The following is a 16,762-nucleotide window of genomic DNA, read 5'->3' as shown; positions in this document are numbered from 1 at the left end:
CGCCATGTACCGCCGTCATTTTTGGCTACGGGCGGCAGTCAACTTTTTGACCGGAGTTTTTTTTGCGAGGGGGCGCGAGGTTAGACGTGGCGGGCGGCCAGAGAGTGCTGCGGGTCGGTCTTGTCCGAAACCTTCTCCTGGATGTAGCGGGCCAGCCCGTCCAGGTCGGCGAATACAAAAGCGTGGTTCATCCCCAAGAGCTTCAGCTCCTGGGCGAGGAAGGTGCGGTTTTGGAAGGGGATCCGGTACTTGCGGATATGCTCCTTTTCCGAGAGCTGCAGCTCCAGCGATTTCCAGGGATCCTTCAACACGGAGAAGACGCCGCTTTGGGCCTTGATGCGGGAGGCGATGACCGGCGCCGAGAAGAAGCAGGTTCCGGCTTCGAACGGGCTCGTCTTCTCGTCTATCTCGGAGAGGCCGTACATGGTGTGGGCAATGTAGAAGGCGGCACCGCCGCAATATTCCGGGTGGGAGAGCTGGTCTTTCTTGAGGTCGAGATCGGCGTAAGGGTCGGCGACGGCGAAGTACAGGGCGATGAGTGGGTTCACCGACCAGTCGAGGAGCCGGGTGGGGAGGCCGTGGTGCTGGGCTAAGGCCAGCCATTCCCATTCCGTCGCCGGCTGCACCTCCACCATGTGCCGTCCCGATTTCTTGAATTCCTGCAGCGCCTCGTACTCCCCGTAGATGTCCGCGGGCATGCGCCGGTCGCTCTTGCCGCCGCGGGCCGGGGGCTCCTTGGTCAGGCGCCCGATCTTCGGGATGAGGGAATAGAAGTCCCGGCTTTCCCCCCTGAAGAAGTTCCAGGAGCCGGGGTTGGTCTTTTTGATCAGCCTGCGGAACTCCTCGAAGGATCTGATTTCGCCTGAAATTTCCATGGCTCCCCTGGTGGCAAAGGTGAAGTCGACGGCAAACGCAGGGAAGAGTTAATCATATTTAACTTGAAAGAGCTAGGGGCTAGTCCATCCCCTCGCCCTATGGGAGAGGGTGGCCGCAGGCCGGGTGAGGGAGGTTTTCGCTTAGCCTGGCCCCCTGCCGGGTCCCCCTTCTCTTGAGCTCGTTGTCGATGCAGTTCAGCACCTCGAACTTGGCCAAGGACCAAAGGGGGGCGATCAGGTCACGCCGGTTGCCGTCGCCGGTCAGGCGCTGCACCACGATGCGCGGGTCGAGCCGCTCCAGGAAGTCGCACACGAGCCCCACGTAGCTGTCCCGATCCAAAAGCGTGACCTCCCCACCCTCGTACTGCTCGGCTAGGCGGGTGCCGCGCATGACGTGCAGCAGGTGGACCTTGACGCCGTCCACCCCTTGCCGGTTCAGGTAGTCGGCGCAGGAGAGCATCTCCTCCCGGCTCTCCCCCGGCAACCCCAGGATGACGTGGGCGCAGACCCGAATGCCGCGCTCCCGGCACCCTTCTAGCGCGCTCTCGAAGGAGGCGCGGTCGTGCCCGCGCCCTATGGCGGCGAGGGTGCGGTCCAGGTGGGACTGCAGCCCCAGCTCCAACCAGAAGTAGGTGCGCCGTGCGTAAGAGGCGAGGAGGTCGAGGGTCGCTTCAGGGAGGCAGTCGGGGCGGGTGCCGACGATGAGCCCGACAACGTCCGGGACGCTCAAAGCCTCGTCGTAAAGCGCCTTCAGCCGCTCCACCGGCGCGTAGGTGTTCGAGTAGGACTGGAAGTAGGCGATGAAGCGGGCCGCCTTGTACTTGCGGACCATCACCTCCTTGGCGTGTTCGAGCTGCTGGGCGACGCCCGCCTCCTGCAGGATGCCGTAGGAACCCGACCCCTTGCCGCCGCAGAAGATGCACCCCTGCGTCCCGACCTTCCCGTCGCGGTTGGGGCAGGTGAACCCGGCGTCGACCGACAGCCTCTGCACCTTGCAGCCGAATACCCTTTTCAGCTCATCGGAAAATGCGTTGTAGCGCGACATGAAATCTCCTCGGTGTCTCTTCTAACATATCTGCAGGGTATAGGGAAAGGGGTTGCCTCCCCAGGGCAAAGCCTGTATCTTCGACCGGTCATGCAAAAGTCTTTTTCCGATCAGGCCATCCAGCAGCTCCGCAGCGCAATCGACGATGCAAACGGCAACGAAGTCTTCTTCCTTGGGCGGACCGACGAGGCACGCATCGTCGTTGAGGTCGAGCCACTTGCGCGCGGCAACCGCGACGCGGTACCCGCCATCATGATCGCCTGCTCCTTCGGCGACGTGGTGATCCACAACCACCCCTCCGGCAACCTCACCCCCTCCCAGCCCGACATCGAGATCGCGTCCCTTTTGGGAAACCAGGGGGTCGGATTCTACATCGTCAACAACTCGGCCGACCGCTGCAACCAGGTCGTCGCCCCCTTCTCCCGCAAGGTGGTGGAATCGCTCTCCTACCCAGAGATCGAGCGTTTCTACGCGCCGGACGGGGTGCTGTCGCAGGCGCTCCCCGGCTACGAGCACCGCCCCGAGCAAACCCGGATGGCGCTGAACCTCTCCGAGGCGTTCAACGACGAGAAGGTCGCCGTGGTCGAGGCGGGGACCGGCACCGGGAAGTCGCTCGCCTATCTCCTTCCGGCGGCGCTTTGGTCGGTGCGCAACAAGGAGCGGGTGGTGGTATCCACCAACACCATCAACCTCCAGGAGCAGCTGATCCAGAAGGACATCCCCTTCCTGCAGCAGCATGCCCAGATCAAGTTCCGCGCCGTCCTGGTGAAAGGGCGCGGCAACTACCTCTGCCTCAGAAAACTCCACGTGAACGCCGCCGACGCCTCCCTCTTCAAGGACGAGACCGCGCACGAGCTTGACGCCATCGTCTCCTGGAGCAAGAAGACCGACGACGGCTGCCGCTCGGACCTGGCCTTCATACCGAAGGACGAGGTCTGGGAGGAGCTTTGCTGCGAGTCGGACCAGTGCGGCCGGGTGCGCTGCCCCGACTACGCCCGCTGCTTTTTCTACAAGGCCAGGCGCGAGGCTGCCGGCGCCGACCTCCTGGTGGTGAACCACGCGCTGCTTTTGGCCGACCTCTCCGTGCGTCAGGAAACCGGCTACGACGCGACAGCCATCCTCCCCCCGTTCCATAGGCTCATCTTCGACGAGGGACACCACCTTGAGGATGTCGCCACCAATTTCCTCTCCAGCCAGGTCTCGCGCCTGGGGCTCGTGAAGCTCCTGGGGAAACTGCAGCACCCTAAAAAGGCGCACCGCGGCATCCTGCCGCAGCTCTCTTCCCTCCTATCGTCCGCCATCCCGGATGACCAGGACGACATCTACCTGGAGATCGCCGAGGTCCTCGAGGACCGGCTGATCCCGAGGAGGGTGTCCGTACTCGACGCGGTGACCCGGGGGATGGACGTAATCGGCGACTCCCTGTTCCAAAAGCTCAAGAAGGAGGCGGGCGAACAAAAGCTGCGGGTGACCCCTGCCTTGTACGGGACGCCGCTTTGGCAGGAGGTGACCGAGCAGGTCGAGATCATGTGCCAGGCGCTCTCCGAGTACGCGCTCGCCATGCAGACCTTCCTGAAGCGGTGCGAGAAGCTCTCCGACAAGGTGCTGGAGAAGCTCGCCGGGCCGCTGACCGACCTTCGGGGGGTGAAGGGGCGGGTGGAATGCACGGTCGACGCGCTCCGCTTCTTCACGGCGCGCGAAGAAGAGCACTGCCGCTGGTTCGAGCTGAGGAAAGGCCCCCTGGTAAAGCTCTGCTGCTCGCCGCTGGAAGTGGCCGAGTCGATCAAGAAAGCGATCCTGGACCGCTTCAAGACGGTGGTGCTCACCTCGGCAACGCTCGCCGTAGGGGAAAAGTTCGACTTCCTGAAGCGCAGGACGGGGATAGAGCTCCTCCCCAAGGAGCGGGTCAGCACGCTGCTTCTCCCCTCTCCCTTCGACTACGCCCGGCAGGCGCTGGTCGGCGCCCCCTCGGACATGCCGGAGCCGACCTCGCCCCTTTTCGAAGGGAGGCTCTGCGAGCTCCTTTTGAAGGCGCTGAAGATTTCACAGGGGCGCGCCTTCGTCCTCTTCACCTCCTATGATCTGTTGATCCGGGTCTTCAACCGGCTGGCGAAGCCGCTCAAGGCTGCGGGGCTCACACCGATGCGCCAGGGAGAGACCAACCGCCACATGCTCCTGTCCAATTACCGCAGCGCGGTCAACCCGGTCCTCTTCGGCACCGATTCCTTCTGGGAGGGGGTGGACGTGCAAGGGCGGGGGCTGGAGCTGGTGGTCATCACCCGGCTTCCCTTCCGGGTTCCGACCGAGCCGATCCTGGAGGCTAGGAGCGAGCACATCGCGGCGCTGGGGGGAGATCCCTTCATGAGCTACACGGTCCCCCAGGCGGTGATCAAGTTCAAGCAGGGGTTCGGGAGGCTGATCAGGAGCAAAGAGGACCGGGGCGCCGTGCTGATCCTCGACTCGCGGGTCTTGACCAAGAACTACGGGAAGATCTTCCTGACCGCACTGCACGGAGTGGAAGTGGTGCGGGGGGAAGAGGCGATACTGTGTGAAAAGCTGGAAGGGTTCTTCGGAAAATCTTAAAGGCGGAACACAGAGGTCCCGGAGGTTCACGGAGGACACCGAGGAAAAGCAAAACTTTTTTGGGCAAAACAAAGGCTTTTGTGTTTTGCCTTCCTCAGTGCTTCCTCTGTGTACCCTCCGTGGTGAGTGCCTTTGCTTTTCCCGTAAAAACCTCTGTGACCTCCGTGAACCTCAGCGACCTCTGTGTTCCGCCGTTCAGGTTTCCGATTATGGTTGTACTCCCCGCGCGACGGTCACGGCGGCTACGGCCGAGACTTCCGCCCGCCGTAGCGCTTCGACGCAGGCGCGCATGGTGCTCCCGGTGGTGAGAACGTCATCCACCAGCAAGACCCGCTTTCCTTCCAGACGCTTCTCGTCCCGCACCGCAAAAGCCCCTTTCACGTTCGCCACCCTCTTCGTTGCGTCAAGCGTAGTCTGCGGCTCGGTCCAGCGCATACGTCGCAGATTCCCCACCTCTACCGGCAGCTTCAGTTTCTTCGCCAACACCTGCGCTATCAGCTGGGACTGGTTGTAACCCCGCTGCCTCAACCTTTTTTTGTGCAGCGGCACGGGGATGATCAGGTCCGGCGCAGCCTCGGCGCAGAACTCCGACAAAGCCGATGCGGCGAGAAGCCCCAAAGGAAGCGCCAGCTGCACGCGGCCGCCGTACTTGAACCGGTGGATCAGCTGCTGGACCGCTCCCTCCAGAAGGAGCGCGGAACGGCAGGTGTGAAAAGGGGGGTGGAGCAGGCAGGCGCCGCAGGTGTGGTCGGAGCCCTTATCGGTGGCGAAGGGGGCGCCGCATATGGTGCAGAGCGGGGTTGTCAGGAAAGTGACTTTGTCGAGGCAGTCGGCGCAGATGAAGAGTTCGCCGGCCTCGGGGATGAACGCCCGGCAGACATGGCAAAGGGGAGGAAAAAAGAGATCCAGCAGCGGGCGAAAGAACATGCTTCCTCCCTTTGAACCAGAGAAACTACCGGAAAGACAAAACCGTTGGCCACGGAGAAAATCTGAGAACTTCTGAGAAAAACGGGGATGTCCTCAGATTTTCTCCTTGCCAATGGTTTCAGGTTTTTACAGCCCCATGTCCTCGTTCACTACGAGCACCCGGATGTCGGTGTTGCGCGGCTTCTTCTCGATGATGGTGGTCACCCGGCAGATCCGCTGCGGCGAGTTGCAGTCGGAGCAGAAGCCGGTGCTGGCGCAGGGGGTGGAAAGGTTCAGGCGCTTGGCGTTGGGCGGGGCGGCAAAGGTCTTGATCCTTTGCATCGCGTCTTCCACGCCGCCGTCCACCAGCTTGTTCCGCCCTACGACCACGATCACCTTCTGCGGGCCGTAGAACATGGCGGCGGCCCTGTTGCCGTTGCCGTCGACGTTCACCAGTATCCCGGAAAGGGTCACGGCGTTGCTACCGGTGAGAAAGAGGTCGCAGGTCAGCTGCCTCTTGGTGATGGCCAGCCTTTCCTCCGGCGCGAGGTCGGGGGCTGCGTGATTCAGGATCTCCTTCCCCATTCCCTTCAGCTTGTCCGCCAACTTCAGGTCGGCTACCGACAGCGATCCGCCGAACCCGACGCTCTGCGCAGCTTGCGCCTCGTTAAGGATGTAGTGGAACACTTCCTGGCTGTCATGGCAGTAAAGGGCTTCAAAACCGTTCTTCTTCAGGTTTTCCACCGCTTTGTTGCATTTATGGCCGTAGCTCCAATCGTTCAATTCTTCGGTGTTGCTCATCGTCTACCTCCATTTATCTCGTCTTTGATACAGAAAATCGGGGGAATCCCCCCTCCCGACCTCCCCCTCCGGGGGGAGGAACAAGGCACCGCCACATCCGGTGCTCCCAGCGTCCCCTCCCCAGGAGGGGGAGGGACAGGGTGGGGGCAGTTCTCTACCGCTTCGCCACTATCTGCTGCTCGTAGGGCCAGACTTCCCCAACGTATCCGATCAGCTGCTCCATGCGCGCCTTGAAACCGAGACGCCACTCATCCTGCTCGGGGAAGTGCCGCTTCTCGCGAACGCTGTCGCAAAGCTCCTTCCCCAGGGCACGTGCCTTCTGGAACAGGGCGTCCTGATCCGGAAAGACGCGGTGGCCCGCGCCGGGGGAACCGATGCTCCCGACATTCTGCGCCCCCATGGCGTTGACGATCTTCTGCATGTACTCCAGCACTTCTTCGTCGCCCCCCCCGCCGGAGGTCTCCACCAGAGCCCCGTACTTTCCTTCCAGAGCGGTCAGGTGGATGAGCCCGTTGCAGCGATCCAGAAACGCCTTCAACTGCGCGGTGATGCTGAGGAGATAATTCGGGGTGGCCAGGATGAAGGCGTCGGCGGCGATTAGCTTCTGCTTGATCTCCTCGAATTCGTCCTTCACCGGGCAGGTGCCGACCTTGTGGCAGACGTCGCAGGCGACGCACGGTTTCACCGGCGTCTGTGCCAGCGTCACGATCTCGATGTCCGCGCCCGCCTGGACGGCTCCCGCCATTACCTCTTCCAAAAGACGCCCCGTGGTGCCGTTCATGCCCCTGGGGCTACCGTTGATTGCCAGGATCTTCATGCGTTTTCTCCGTTTTTGTCTTTAGTCTGCCAGTAGGCTCTTGCCGCCCATCTCCTGGGGCTGCTGGAGACCGAGCAGTTCCAACATGGTCGGTGCCAGGTCCGCCAGCACCCCTCGCCTTAGCTTTGCCCCCTTGCGGGAATCGTCCACCAGCACCACCGGGGCCATCTCGCAGGTGTGCGCCGTGTGCGGTCCGCCCTGCTCGTCCTTCATCATTTCGGCGTTGCCGTGGTCTGCGGTGATGAGGGCGATGCCACCCTTTTCCCGCACCTTCGCCACCAGCTTCCCGACGCATTCGTCGACCGCCTCGACCGCCTTCACCGCCGCAGGGAGGATGCCGGTGTGCCCTACCATGTCCGCGTTGGCGAAGTTGAGGATGACCACGTCGTACTTGTCTTCGTCGAGCCGCTTCAAGAGCTCTTCGGTCACGAGATAGGCGCTCATCTCGGGCTTCTGGTCGTAGGTGGCGACTTCCTTGGGCGAGGGAATCAGGGCGCGGTCCTCGCCGGGGAAGGGGTTCTCCCTGCCGCCGTTGAAGAAGAAGGTCACGTGCGCGTACTTCTCGGTCTCGGCGATCCTCAACTGGGTGAGACCGGCGTTGCTGATCACCTCGGGGAAGATGTTGACCAGTTCCTCGTTTCCGAAGGCGACCGGAAGGCCGAAGGTCTCGTCGTAGCTGGTCATGCAGACATAGCTGGCGAGATTGGGCCATTCCTCCCTTTTGAACCCGTCGAAGCCGGGATCGGTGAAGGCGCGGGTGATTTCGCGGGCGCGGTCGGAGCGGAAGTTGAAGAAGATGAAGCCGTCCCCGTCGCCGAGCCTCCCTACCGGTGCTCCTCCTTGCATGATGACGCTGGGAAGCACGAACTCGTCGTTGACCCCGTCTTGGTAGCTTTGCTCTATGGCCGCGGCGGCTGACGGGTACGGTTTCCCCACCCCCGACACCATGGCGCGATATGCCTGCTCCACGCGGTCCCAGCGGTTGTCGCGGTCCATGGCGTAGTAGCGCCCGATCACGGTGGCGATCTTGCCGAAGGAAAGGCGCGCCATCTCCGCCTCAAGCCGCTTAAGGTAATCGATGCCGCTCTGAGGAGGGGTGTCGCGGCCATCCAAAAGGCAGTGGACGAAGACCTCGCGCACCCCGGTTCGCTTCGCCATGTCGATCAGCGCATAGAGGTGGGTGTCGTGGGAGTGCACGCCGCCATCGGAGAGAAGCCCGGCCAGGTGCAGCCTGCCGCTTCCCTGCACCGCCTTTTTCATGCAGTCCAGAAGGACAGGGTTCCGGAAAAAGTCCCCGTCGTCGATGGACTTGCTGATCCGGGTCAGGTCCTGGTACACCACGCGCCCCGCGCCGATGTTGGTGTGCCCCACCTCGGAGTTCCCCATCTGGCCGGCAGGAAGGCCGACCGACATGCCGGAGCCGTCGATGGTGCCGCTGGGGTATTCGGCGGTAAGCCGGGTCATGTTCGGGGTCTTCGCCTGCGCGATGGCGTTGGACTCGGTGTCGGAATTGATCCCCCAGCCATCGAGGATCATCAAGAGCAGAGGCTTCTTAGGCATGGCTTTTCTCCCTCATTAGATTTTGTGAGACCAATTAAAAAAGGTGAAGTTGACCTCCACCCTTTTTACATAACAACACGTTAGCTACTCATGATGATACGGCTCGCCGTTAATGATGGTGAAGCCGCGGTAGATCTGTTCCAGCAGGAAGACCCTTACCATCTGGTGGGTGAGGGTCATGCGGGAAAGCGATATCGACTTGAAGGCCTGGCTGCGGAACTGGTCGGTGAAGCCATAGGCCCCTCCGATGGCGAAGACCAGATCCTGCGTTCCCTGGTCGCGGTTTTTGGAGAGGAAGGAGGCTAGCTCCGGGGAGGTCATCGCCTCCCCCCGCTCGTCCAGGAGCACCAGCCTTCCCCCTTTGGGGATCAGCTTCGCTAGGCGCTCGCATTCGCGCTCCCGCATCGCGGCGGCCTGCGCCCCTTTTTCCTCCCGGGCCTCCAGGATCTCTAGTGGTAGGTAGCGCCTGATCCTTCCGGCGTACTCCTCGATACCGCTCCTGACCCAGCTCTCCTGGGTCTTGCCGACCCAAAGGAGCTTCAGCCTCATGCCCCTTTATTCTCCCAAAGGTACTCCTCGGGGATCTCGATCTGGGGAGCCCTTTGCCAGAGTTCGTCCAGGTTGTAGATCTTGCGGACCTCTTCCAGGAAGAGATGCACGATGACGTCGCCGTAGTCGATGACCACCCAGCGTCCCTGCTCGTAACCTTCCATGTCTATCGGCCGGTCGAAGGGCTTCATCCCCTGCTTGACCGAGTCGGCCATCGCCATCACCTGACGGTCCGAGCGCCCGGTGGCAAGCACCAGGTAGTCGGCGATGCTGGAGATCTTCTTGATTTCCAGCACCTTGACGTCGAGCGCCTTCTTATCGAGAGCGAATGCCGCACACTTGATGGCACGCTCTTCGGCCGTCAAAATTTCCTTATCTTGCATCAACGTATAACCTCTGTTCCTTTATGTAGTGCTCGACGGCATCCGGAAGCAGATACCTGATCGAGCGGCCGCCTTGGACCGACAGGCGGATGTGGCTGGAAGAGATGTCCAAAAGGACCCCGTCCAGCGCGTAAACTGCGTGGCCAGAGCAGTGATTCAGCCGTTTAGCGGCCGGATCATAGCAGAACTCGCCAGCTATGGCAACAGGGAGGGCCTCGGCGAGGCTGGTGATGGTGGAACCCGGGCGCTGCACGCTGATCACGTTGCACAGGCCGAATATCGCTCCGTATTCCCTCCAGGTGGAGATGTCGTTGAAGGAGTCGGCCCCGACGATGAAGAAGAGGTCGTCGTCGGGGTACCGCCCCTTCAGCTCGCGCAGCGTGTCGATGGAGTAGGAGCGCCCGCCGCGCACCCCCTCCATGTCGGAGACCATGAAGCCCGGGTTGTCGGCCACCGCCAGGCGCACCATCTCCAGGCGGCTCGCGAAGGAGAGCTCCCCCACCAGCGGCTTGTGCGGCGGGGTCGCAGCCGGGATGAAGACGACCCGGTCCAACTGGTAGAGGTCGCGCGCCTCCTCCGCGATGCGCAGGTGGGCGTTATGGATGGGGTTGAAGGTCCCCCCCAGAATCCCCAGTCTCATCTGGCGTTTCCTTTGGTCAGGGGCGCACTTGCCCGGAGCCGTAGACGATGAACTTGGTGGTGGTCAGGTCGGTGAGCCCCATCGGCCCGAACGAGTGCAGCTTCGTGGTGGAGATGCCGATCTCCGCACCCAGGCCCAGCTGGTTTCCGTCCGAGAAGCGGGTGGAGGCGTTGACCATGACTACCCCGGAGTTCACCTCGCGGATGAAGCGCTGGGAGTTCGCGTAGTCGCCGGTGATGATGGACTCGGTGTGCAGCGAGCTGTAGCGGTTGATGTGGTCGATGGCCGCGTCCAGGCCGTCGACGACCGCCGCCGCCAGGATCAGCTCCAGGTACTCGGCGTACCAGTCCTCCTCGGTCGCCTTCGCCGCCTTGGGGGCGAACTGCCGGAAGGTCTTATCCCCGCGAAGCTCCACCTTGAGGGAGGAAAGGGCCTCGTAGATGAAGGGGACGAAGGTCTCCGCTATGTCCTTGTGGATCAGGAGTGTTTCCAGCGCGTTGCAGACGCCGGGGCGCTGGGTCTTGGCGTTGACGATGATCTCGCGCGCCATCTCGAAGTCGGCCGTGGCGTCGACGAAGATGTGGCAGACCCCCTTGTAGTGCTTGATCACCGGGATCTTGGAGTTTTCCACCACGAAGCGGATCAGGCTCTCGCCGCCGCGGGGGATGATGACGTCGATGAACTCCTCCTGCTTGAGCATCTCGGTCACCCCTTCGCGCTCCACGAACGGGATCAGCGAGAGGGCGGCGGCCGGGATGCCGTGCTTGGCGAGCTGCGCCTTCAGTATGGTGGCGATGGCGAGGTTGGAGTGGATCGCCTCGGAGCCGCCGCGCAGGACCACGGCGTTGCCGCTTTTAAGGCAAAGGGCGGCGGCGTCGGAGGTGACGTTCGGGCGCGACTCGTAGATGATGCCGATGACGCCGAGCGGGATGCGCATCTTTCCGACCATCAGGTCGTTGGGGCGCTTCCACATCCCCGTCACCTCCCCCACCGGGTCGGGGAGCTGCGCCACCTCGCGGATCGCGTCCGCCATTCCCTTCACCCGCGCCTCGTTCAGCATCAGGCGGTCCAGCATCGCGGCGGAGAGCCCCCGCTCCTGCCCGGCCTCCAGGTCCTTCTTGTTTTCCTCTATGATGTGCGGCGCGTCGTTGATGAGCGCGAGCGCCATATCCAGGAGCAGTTGATCCTTGGCGGCAGAGGAAAGCTTCGCCATGGCGAAGGACGCCTGCCGGGCCTCGGCGGCGATGCTGCGGATCTGTTCGGCGACTGACATTATGTAGTTCCTCCTTATTCTCCTGCAGGAGCACACTGCGTCCCCCCTCCCGTGAAGGGAGGGGGAGGGATCAATTACAAAAGGACGAGATTGTCCCGGTGGATGACGTCGTCGCCGTAGCGGAAACCGAGGATCCCCTCGATCTCGCTGCTTTGGTGGCCGCGGATCTTTTCCACCTCCTGGCTCGAATAATCGGTGATGCCGCGCGCGAACTCTACTCCCTCGGGGTCGAGCACTCGGACGCAGGCGCCGCGGTCGAAGCGCCCCTCGACCTGGGCGATGCCGGAAGGAAGGAGGCTCCTGCCGTGCCGGGAGAGGACGTCGCGCGCCCCCGCGTCGACGACGATGGAGCCGGCGGGCTTGATGGTGAATGCGATCCAGTGTTTGCGCCTATTCAGCGACTCGCCGGCCGGCAGGAACAGGGTGCCAAGGAGCTCCCCCTTCATCACGCGCGAGAGCGTACGCTCCCCACGCCCGGCGAAGATGATGGCCGCCACCCCGGACTTGACCACCTTCTTGGCCGCGGCGAGCTTCGTGGCCATGCCGCCGGTGCCGACGTTTGTGCCGCTGCCGCCGGCGCCGCGCTCAAGCTCCCGGGTTACCGCGCCCACCTGGTGGATCAGGGTGGCGTTCGGGTCGGTGCGCGGGTCGGCGGTGTAGAGGCCGTCGATGTCGGTCATGATCAAAAGGAGCTGCGCCTCGACCAGGTTGGTCACCAGCGCCGAAAGGTTGTCGTTGTCGCCGAACTTTAGCTCGTCGACCACGACGGTGTCGTTTTCGTTGATGACCGGGATGATGCCGCAGGCTAAAAGGGTGTCCAGGGTCCCGCGGGCGTTCTGGAAGCGGCGCCTGTTGGCCAGGTCGTCGCGCGTCAAAAGTATCTGGGCCACCTTGAGCTCGTAGGAAGAGAAGGCCTCCTCGTACGCCCGCATCAACCGGGACTGCCCCACCGCGGCGGCGGCCTGCTTCTGGGGAAGGGTCCTCGGGCGGTCCGGGAGCCCCAGCGCCTGGCGCCCTGCCGCCACGGCCCCGGAGGAGACGATCACCACCTCGGTCCCCTGCCCGCTCAACTCCGCAACCTGCGCCGCGAGCCCGTCCAGAAAGCGCGGGTCGACCCCGCCGTTTTCGCCGGTCAGGACGCCGGATCCGATCTTCACCACGACCCGTTTTACCTTTTTAAGCAGTTCCTTGCGCATCAGAACACCATCTAGTTGGTTTAATAAAAGAAAGGGATACTAACATGATTCCTTGACCATGGCAATTCAGTTGACCTTGCTGTCATAGCTCAAATCAATTGACAAAGAGAGGGTGGGCCCTTAGACTGTGCCGAAATTTTGAGGTGACCTGTTGTTTAACAAAGAGCTCTGGAAAAAAAGGATTTACAGCATACTCTCGCTGGACAGCCATCCGGGGCACATTGCAGCCGGCTTTGCAGTCGGCGTATTCATCAGCTTTACCCCCTTCTTCGGTCTGCACACTCCCCTGGCCATCGCGGCCGCCTTCATCTTCAGGCTCAACAAACTCACCTGCGTCACCGGCGCCTGGGTCAACACCCCGATCACCATCGTCCCGATACTAGGCGTGAGCTACAAGCTCGGCGCGTTCCTGACCGGCGCTCGCAGCACCGAGTTCAAGATCTCAGGGCTGGAATGGCACAACCTGGAGCGTTACGCCAAATCCCTCATCCTGGGCTCTTCCCTGATCGGCTTCATATGCGCCGTCATCGCTTACTTCCTTTGCTATTACCTGGTGCTCCGCTTCCGCTCAAAGGACGCGGCCCAGGTCGAGATCGCCAAGGAGATGGCGGAGGTCGGGGAAGAACTGGATTAATCCCGCGTAAAAAAAATCGGGAGCGGTTTCTCAACCGCTCCCGAAGTCACTTCGTTATCTGTTTCCCTTTTACTTCCCAAGAAACGGCGAGAATATCATGTAGCTTACAAAGCCGACGCTTGCCGAGGCTGGTATGGTGATGACCCAGGCCGTGACGATGCGGGAGGCGACACCCCAGTTGACGGCGGAGAGCCTCTTGGAGAGCCCCACCCCCAGGATGGACGAGGTGATCACGTGGGTGGTCGAGGTGGGAAGCCCCATGGCGGAAGCGCCCAGGATAACCCCCGCCGAAGCGGTCTCGACGCAGAAGCCGTGCACCGGCTGCAGCTTGACGAAATCGTGCCCCACCGTCTTGATGATCCTCCAGCCGCCCGCCGCGGTGCCAAGCCCCATGGCAACGGCACAGGAAAGCTTCACCCAATTGGGAACCTCGAAGGTCGCGAGGCTGCCGTAGCTGACCAGCGCCATGGTAATGACCCCCATGGACTTCTGCGCGTCGGCAGTGCCGTGGGAGAAGGCCATTACGGCCGCGGAGAGGATCTGCAGCTTGCGGAACACCTTGTTGAGCGTGTAGGGTGCCTTGTTCCTGAAGGTCCACATCATGATGACCATGAAGAGAAAACCGAAGAAGGCGCCGACGACCGGGGAGAGAATCAGCACGGTGATGATCTTCTTCAACCCCGCCCAGTGCAGCGCGGAGGTGCCGGCATGCGCCACGACCGAACCCGCCAGCCCGCCGATGATGGCGTGCGAGGAGGAGGAGGGAAGACCGTAGTACCAGGTGATCAGGTTCCAGATGATCGCCCCCAGGATCCCGGCCAGCACCACCACCTGGGTGATATTGTTGGCGTCCACGATCCCCTTCCCTATGGTCGCGGCCACCTTGGTCGAGATCATGGCCCCGACGAAGTTGAGGCCGGCAGCCATGAAGATGGCGGTCCTGACCGTGAGGGCGCGGGTGGAAACGCAGGTGGCGATGGCGTTGGCCGTATCGTGGAAGCCGTTTATGTAGTCGAACAAAAGCGCCGCGGCTATTACCGCAACCAGCAAGACTAATGTGACCTCAGGCATTTTTTACCACCACGCTTTCCAGGATGTTGGCTGCGTCCTCGCATTTGTCCGTCGCGGTTTCCAGGGTCTCGTAGATCTCTTTCCACTTGATGAGCTGGATCGGGTCCTTCTCCTGGGCGAAGAGGCGGCTGATCGCCTCGCGGCAGACGCGGTCCGCTTCGTTCTCCAAGGCGTTGACCTCGATGCAGTAGGCGCTGATCGGCTCCAGCTTCCCGCCCAGGAGCGCCACCGTCTTGTCGATGGTCTGGCAGGACTTGAGGATGAGGAAGGCGAGTTCCTTGGATTCGGGGGTCGGCTTCTCCACGTTGTACATGACGAAGCGCTGCGCCGAGGCGTCGATCAGGTCGAGGATGTCGTCCAGCGCCGAGGAGAGGGCGTAGATGTCTTCCCGGTCGAAGGGGGTGATGAAGCTCTTGTTCAGCTTTTTGATGATGTCGTGGGTGATGGTGTCGCCCTTGTGCTCAATCTCTTTGATCTTGCGCTGGCTCGCCACCGGGTCGTCGAAGTTGTCCAGCATGTCCTTCAAGAGTTGCGCACCCTCGATGATGTTGTGAGACATGTCCCTGAACATGGCGAAAAACTTCTCTTCCTTCGGTATCAACCCAAACATTTCGTCCCTCCAAGTAGCGGCCTGCAGCCGATTGTGTTCAAAACTGTGCACATGTAACATATTTGTAACAAATGTTAAACAATGAAATATGTAATGCACCTCGTCTAATTAACTTATCTCCGTTTACCTCTTGATTTCTGCGCCGGTTTCGCTTATCGTGCCGGATCGTTTATCGACAGGGAGTTAGACGCATGAACCCTCTACATGCCGCAGTACTGGGAACGCTGCAGGGACTGACCGAAGTCCTCCCCATCAGCAGCTCGGCCCATCTCATCTTGATCCCGAAATTCCTGAACTGGCCCGAGTCGGGACTCACCTTCGACGTTGCGCTCCATATCGGAACCTTCCTCGCCTTGGCCCTCTACTTCTGGCGCGACATTCTCGAGCTGACCGGCAACTTCGTAGCTGCCTGCCGCAGCGGGCTCAACACCCCGGCGCGGCGGCTTCCTTTTTACATCATTGCGGCCACCATACCCGCTGCCATAGCGGGAAAGATGCTGGAGGGGCCGATAGACGAGATGTTCCGCAAAAGCCCGGCGACGATAGCGGCGCTCCTCGTTTTTTTCGGCCTTCTGCTCGCTTTCGCCGACACCGCCGGCGCCAAGCGCTGGAGGGTGGACCGGCTCACCCTGAAGTGCGCCCTGGTGATCGGGCTGGCCCAATGCCTGGCACTGCTGCCGGGGGTCTCCCGCTCCGGGATCACCATCACCGCTGCCCTGCTTCTGGGCTTTCACCGCGAGTCCGCGGCCCGCTTCTCCTTCCTCATCTCCCTTCCCATCGTAGCCGGCGCCGCCCTTTTGAAGGTGGGGCACCTGGTGCAGACGGGAATCCCCGCCGGCGAAGAGCTCCCGCTTCTGATCGGCATCTCCACCTCCGCCGTGTTCGGCTTTTTGAGCGTCGCTTTCCTGCTGAAGCTGGTGCAGCGCGACTCCCTCTACCCCTTCGTCTGGTACCGCATCATCGCCGGCGGCGGCGCCCTCGCCCTGATCTTCTTCCCTATCTTCTAGTTTTTGCTGCGTCTGGCAAACTCCCCCTCTTCGGTTATGATTGACCTTTGTTTTTTCCGCCAGGCACCCGGCGGGGGAGGTCATATGAGCGGCGGAATCAAGTGCTGGCCCGAGAAAGAGCGACCTCGGGAGAAACTCATGCAGCATGGAGTGTCGTTTCTCTCCGAGGCGGAACTCCTCGCCTTGATCCTGAAAAGCGGCGACGCAGCCAGCAGACGCAGCGCCCTCGATTTGGGGCGCGAGCTGATGCTCCAGTTTGGCTCGCTGAGCCTTTTAGCCGACGCCTCCTGCAGCGAGCTCCAGAAGGTGAAAGGGATCGGCCCCGCCAAGGCCACCTGCATCCTCGCGGCGCTCGACCTCGCACGGCGCATCAAGGAAAGAGACCGCCGCCCCATCGAGTCACTCACCCGCTTCACCTCCGCTTCCCAAGTCTTCGAGCACCTGAACCCGGAATTCAGAGACAGGCACAAGGAGCAGTTCATGGCGCTGCTTCTGGACGGCAAGAACCGCATCATCTCCCGCGCCCAGATCTCTGAGGGGTCGCTGAACCAGAGCATCGTCCACCCCCGGGAAGTCTTCAACGTCGCGGTACGCAACTCAGCCGCCGCGATGATCCTCTTGCACAACCATCCCACCGGAGACCCGGCCCCAAGCCCCGAAGACATGGAAGTGACCCGCCGCCTGTGCGAGGCGGGACAGCTCTTGGGGATCAGGGTGCTGGACCACATCATCATCGGCGAAAACGAGTTCTACAGCTTTGCGGAACACGGCCGGCTGTGACAGCCGAAACCCTCGCCATAATCCAAGGGATT

The 16,762-nt window shown here is 62.0% G+C and carries 17 protein-coding genes; 4 read left to right on the top strand and 13 right to left on the bottom strand.

What is annotated here, in order from left to right; all coding sequences use genetic code 11:
- Positions 1-80 precede the first annotated feature (80 nt).
- Both K419_RS0108065 and K419_RS21760 read right to left on the bottom strand, forming a co-directional pair.
- Complete coding sequence (locus tag K419_RS0108065) at positions 81-875, bottom strand: FRG domain-containing protein (RefSeq protein ID WP_026841143.1); 795 nt, start codon at positions 873-875, stop codon at positions 81-83.
- A 97-nt stretch (positions 876-972) separates the two neighbouring features.
- Positions 973-1,920: a TIGR01212 family radical SAM protein gene (locus K419_RS21760; protein ID WP_051292921.1), complete on the bottom strand. Its 948-nt coding sequence runs from the start codon at positions 1,918-1,920 to the stop codon at positions 973-975.
- Positions 1,921-2,010: 90 nt separating this feature from the next.
- Here K419_RS21760 and K419_RS0108055 point away from each other — a divergent pair, with 90 nt between their 5' ends.
- Positions 2,011-4,503 carry a helicase C-terminal domain-containing protein gene (locus tag K419_RS0108055; protein ID WP_026841142.1) on the top strand — a complete coding sequence of 831 codons (2,493 nt, stop codon included), beginning with the start codon at positions 2,011-2,013 and terminating at the stop codon, positions 4,501-4,503.
- Between the two features lie 207 nt (positions 4,504-4,710).
- Here the strand turns inward: K419_RS0108055 and K419_RS0108050 are convergent, their stop codons facing one another.
- The 9 genes from K419_RS0108050 to proB all read right to left on the bottom strand — a co-directional run bounded on the left by K419_RS0108050 (position 4,711) and on the right by proB (position 12,628).
- On the bottom strand, positions 4,711-5,430 hold the full coding sequence (locus K419_RS0108050; protein WP_026841141.1) for a ComF family protein: 720 nt from the start codon (positions 5,428-5,430) through the stop codon (positions 4,711-4,713).
- Positions 5,431-5,556: 126 nt separating this feature from the next.
- On the bottom strand, positions 5,557-6,210 hold the full coding sequence (locus K419_RS0108045) for a lactate utilization protein (protein WP_026841140.1): 654 nt from the start codon (positions 6,208-6,210) through the stop codon (positions 5,557-5,559).
- Positions 6,211-6,364: 154 nt separating this feature from the next.
- Complete coding sequence (locus K419_RS0108040; RefSeq protein ID WP_026841139.1) at positions 6,365-7,027, bottom strand: flavodoxin family protein; 663 nt, start codon at positions 7,025-7,027, stop codon at positions 6,365-6,367.
- Between the two features lie 21 nt (positions 7,028-7,048).
- Positions 7,049-8,587, bottom strand: a complete 1,539-nt coding sequence (gene gpmI, locus K419_RS0108035) for a 2,3-bisphosphoglycerate-independent phosphoglycerate mutase (RefSeq protein WP_026841138.1) — start codon at positions 8,585-8,587, stop codon at positions 7,049-7,051.
- Between the two features lie 84 nt (positions 8,588-8,671).
- Positions 8,672-9,136 carry a 23S rRNA (pseudouridine(1915)-N(3))-methyltransferase RlmH gene (locus K419_RS0108030; protein WP_026841137.1) on the bottom strand — a complete coding sequence of 155 codons (465 nt, stop codon included), beginning with the start codon at positions 9,134-9,136 and terminating at the stop codon, positions 8,672-8,674.
- Entirely contained in the window at positions 9,133-9,519 is a 387-nt protein-coding gene (gene rsfS, locus K419_RS0108025; protein ID WP_026841136.1) for a ribosome silencing factor, read from the bottom strand. The genes K419_RS0108030 and rsfS overlap by 4 nt, the downstream gene beginning before the upstream one ends.
- Positions 9,509-10,159 (bottom strand): nicotinate-nucleotide adenylyltransferase, encoded by a 651-nt coding sequence (nadD, locus tag K419_RS0108020; protein WP_026841135.1) that lies wholly within the window; start codon positions 10,157-10,159, stop codon positions 9,509-9,511. Before nadD ends, rsfS begins: the two co-directional genes overlap by 11 nt.
- 16 nt (positions 10,160-10,175) lie before the next feature.
- Complete coding sequence (locus K419_RS0108015) at positions 10,176-11,432, bottom strand: glutamate-5-semialdehyde dehydrogenase (RefSeq protein ID WP_026841134.1); 1,257 nt, start codon at positions 11,430-11,432, stop codon at positions 10,176-10,178.
- Between the two features lie 74 nt (positions 11,433-11,506).
- The gene (gene proB, locus K419_RS0108010) at positions 11,507-12,628 is read right to left on the bottom strand and encodes a glutamate 5-kinase (RefSeq protein ID WP_026841133.1); all 1,122 of its coding nucleotides are present in this window, start codon (positions 12,626-12,628) and stop codon (positions 11,507-11,509) included.
- 151 nt (positions 12,629-12,779) lie between these two features.
- Between proB and K419_RS0108005 the strand changes: the two genes are divergently transcribed.
- Positions 12,780-13,262 carry a DUF2062 domain-containing protein gene (locus K419_RS0108005; protein ID WP_026841132.1) on the top strand — a complete coding sequence of 161 codons (483 nt, stop codon included), beginning with the start codon at positions 12,780-12,782 and terminating at the stop codon, positions 13,260-13,262.
- 69 nt (positions 13,263-13,331) lie between these two features.
- On the opposite strand, the gene K419_RS0108000 is transcribed toward K419_RS0108005, so the two are convergent.
- Complete coding sequence (locus K419_RS0108000; RefSeq protein WP_026841131.1) at positions 13,332-14,333, bottom strand: inorganic phosphate transporter; 1,002 nt, start codon at positions 14,331-14,333, stop codon at positions 13,332-13,334.
- On the bottom strand, positions 14,326-14,943 hold the full coding sequence (locus K419_RS0107995; protein ID WP_012532210.1) for a DUF47 domain-containing protein: 618 nt from the start codon (positions 14,941-14,943) through the stop codon (positions 14,326-14,328). The genes K419_RS0108000 and K419_RS0107995 overlap by 8 nt, the downstream gene beginning before the upstream one ends.
- Positions 14,944-15,134: 191 nt before the next feature.
- On the opposite strand from K419_RS0107995, the gene uppP reads away from it, so the two are divergent.
- Positions 15,135-15,950 (top strand): undecaprenyl-diphosphatase UppP, encoded by an 816-nt coding sequence (gene uppP / locus K419_RS0107990; RefSeq protein WP_026841130.1) that lies wholly within the window; start codon positions 15,135-15,137, stop codon positions 15,948-15,950.
- Positions 15,951-16,034: 84 nt separating this feature from the next.
- Positions 16,035-16,730, top strand: coding sequence for a RadC family protein (gene radC / locus K419_RS0107985; protein WP_026841129.1), 696 nt, complete (start codon positions 16,035-16,037; stop codon positions 16,728-16,730).
- The last annotated feature ends 32 nt before the right edge of the window (positions 16,731-16,762 follow it).

This window comes from Citrifermentans bremense R1 (genome assembly GCF_000426865.1).
Lineage (GTDB): Bacteria > Desulfobacterota > Desulfuromonadia > Geobacterales > Geobacteraceae > Geomonas > Geomonas bremensis.
This window is presented reverse-complemented; position numbering and strand designations above follow the sequence as displayed.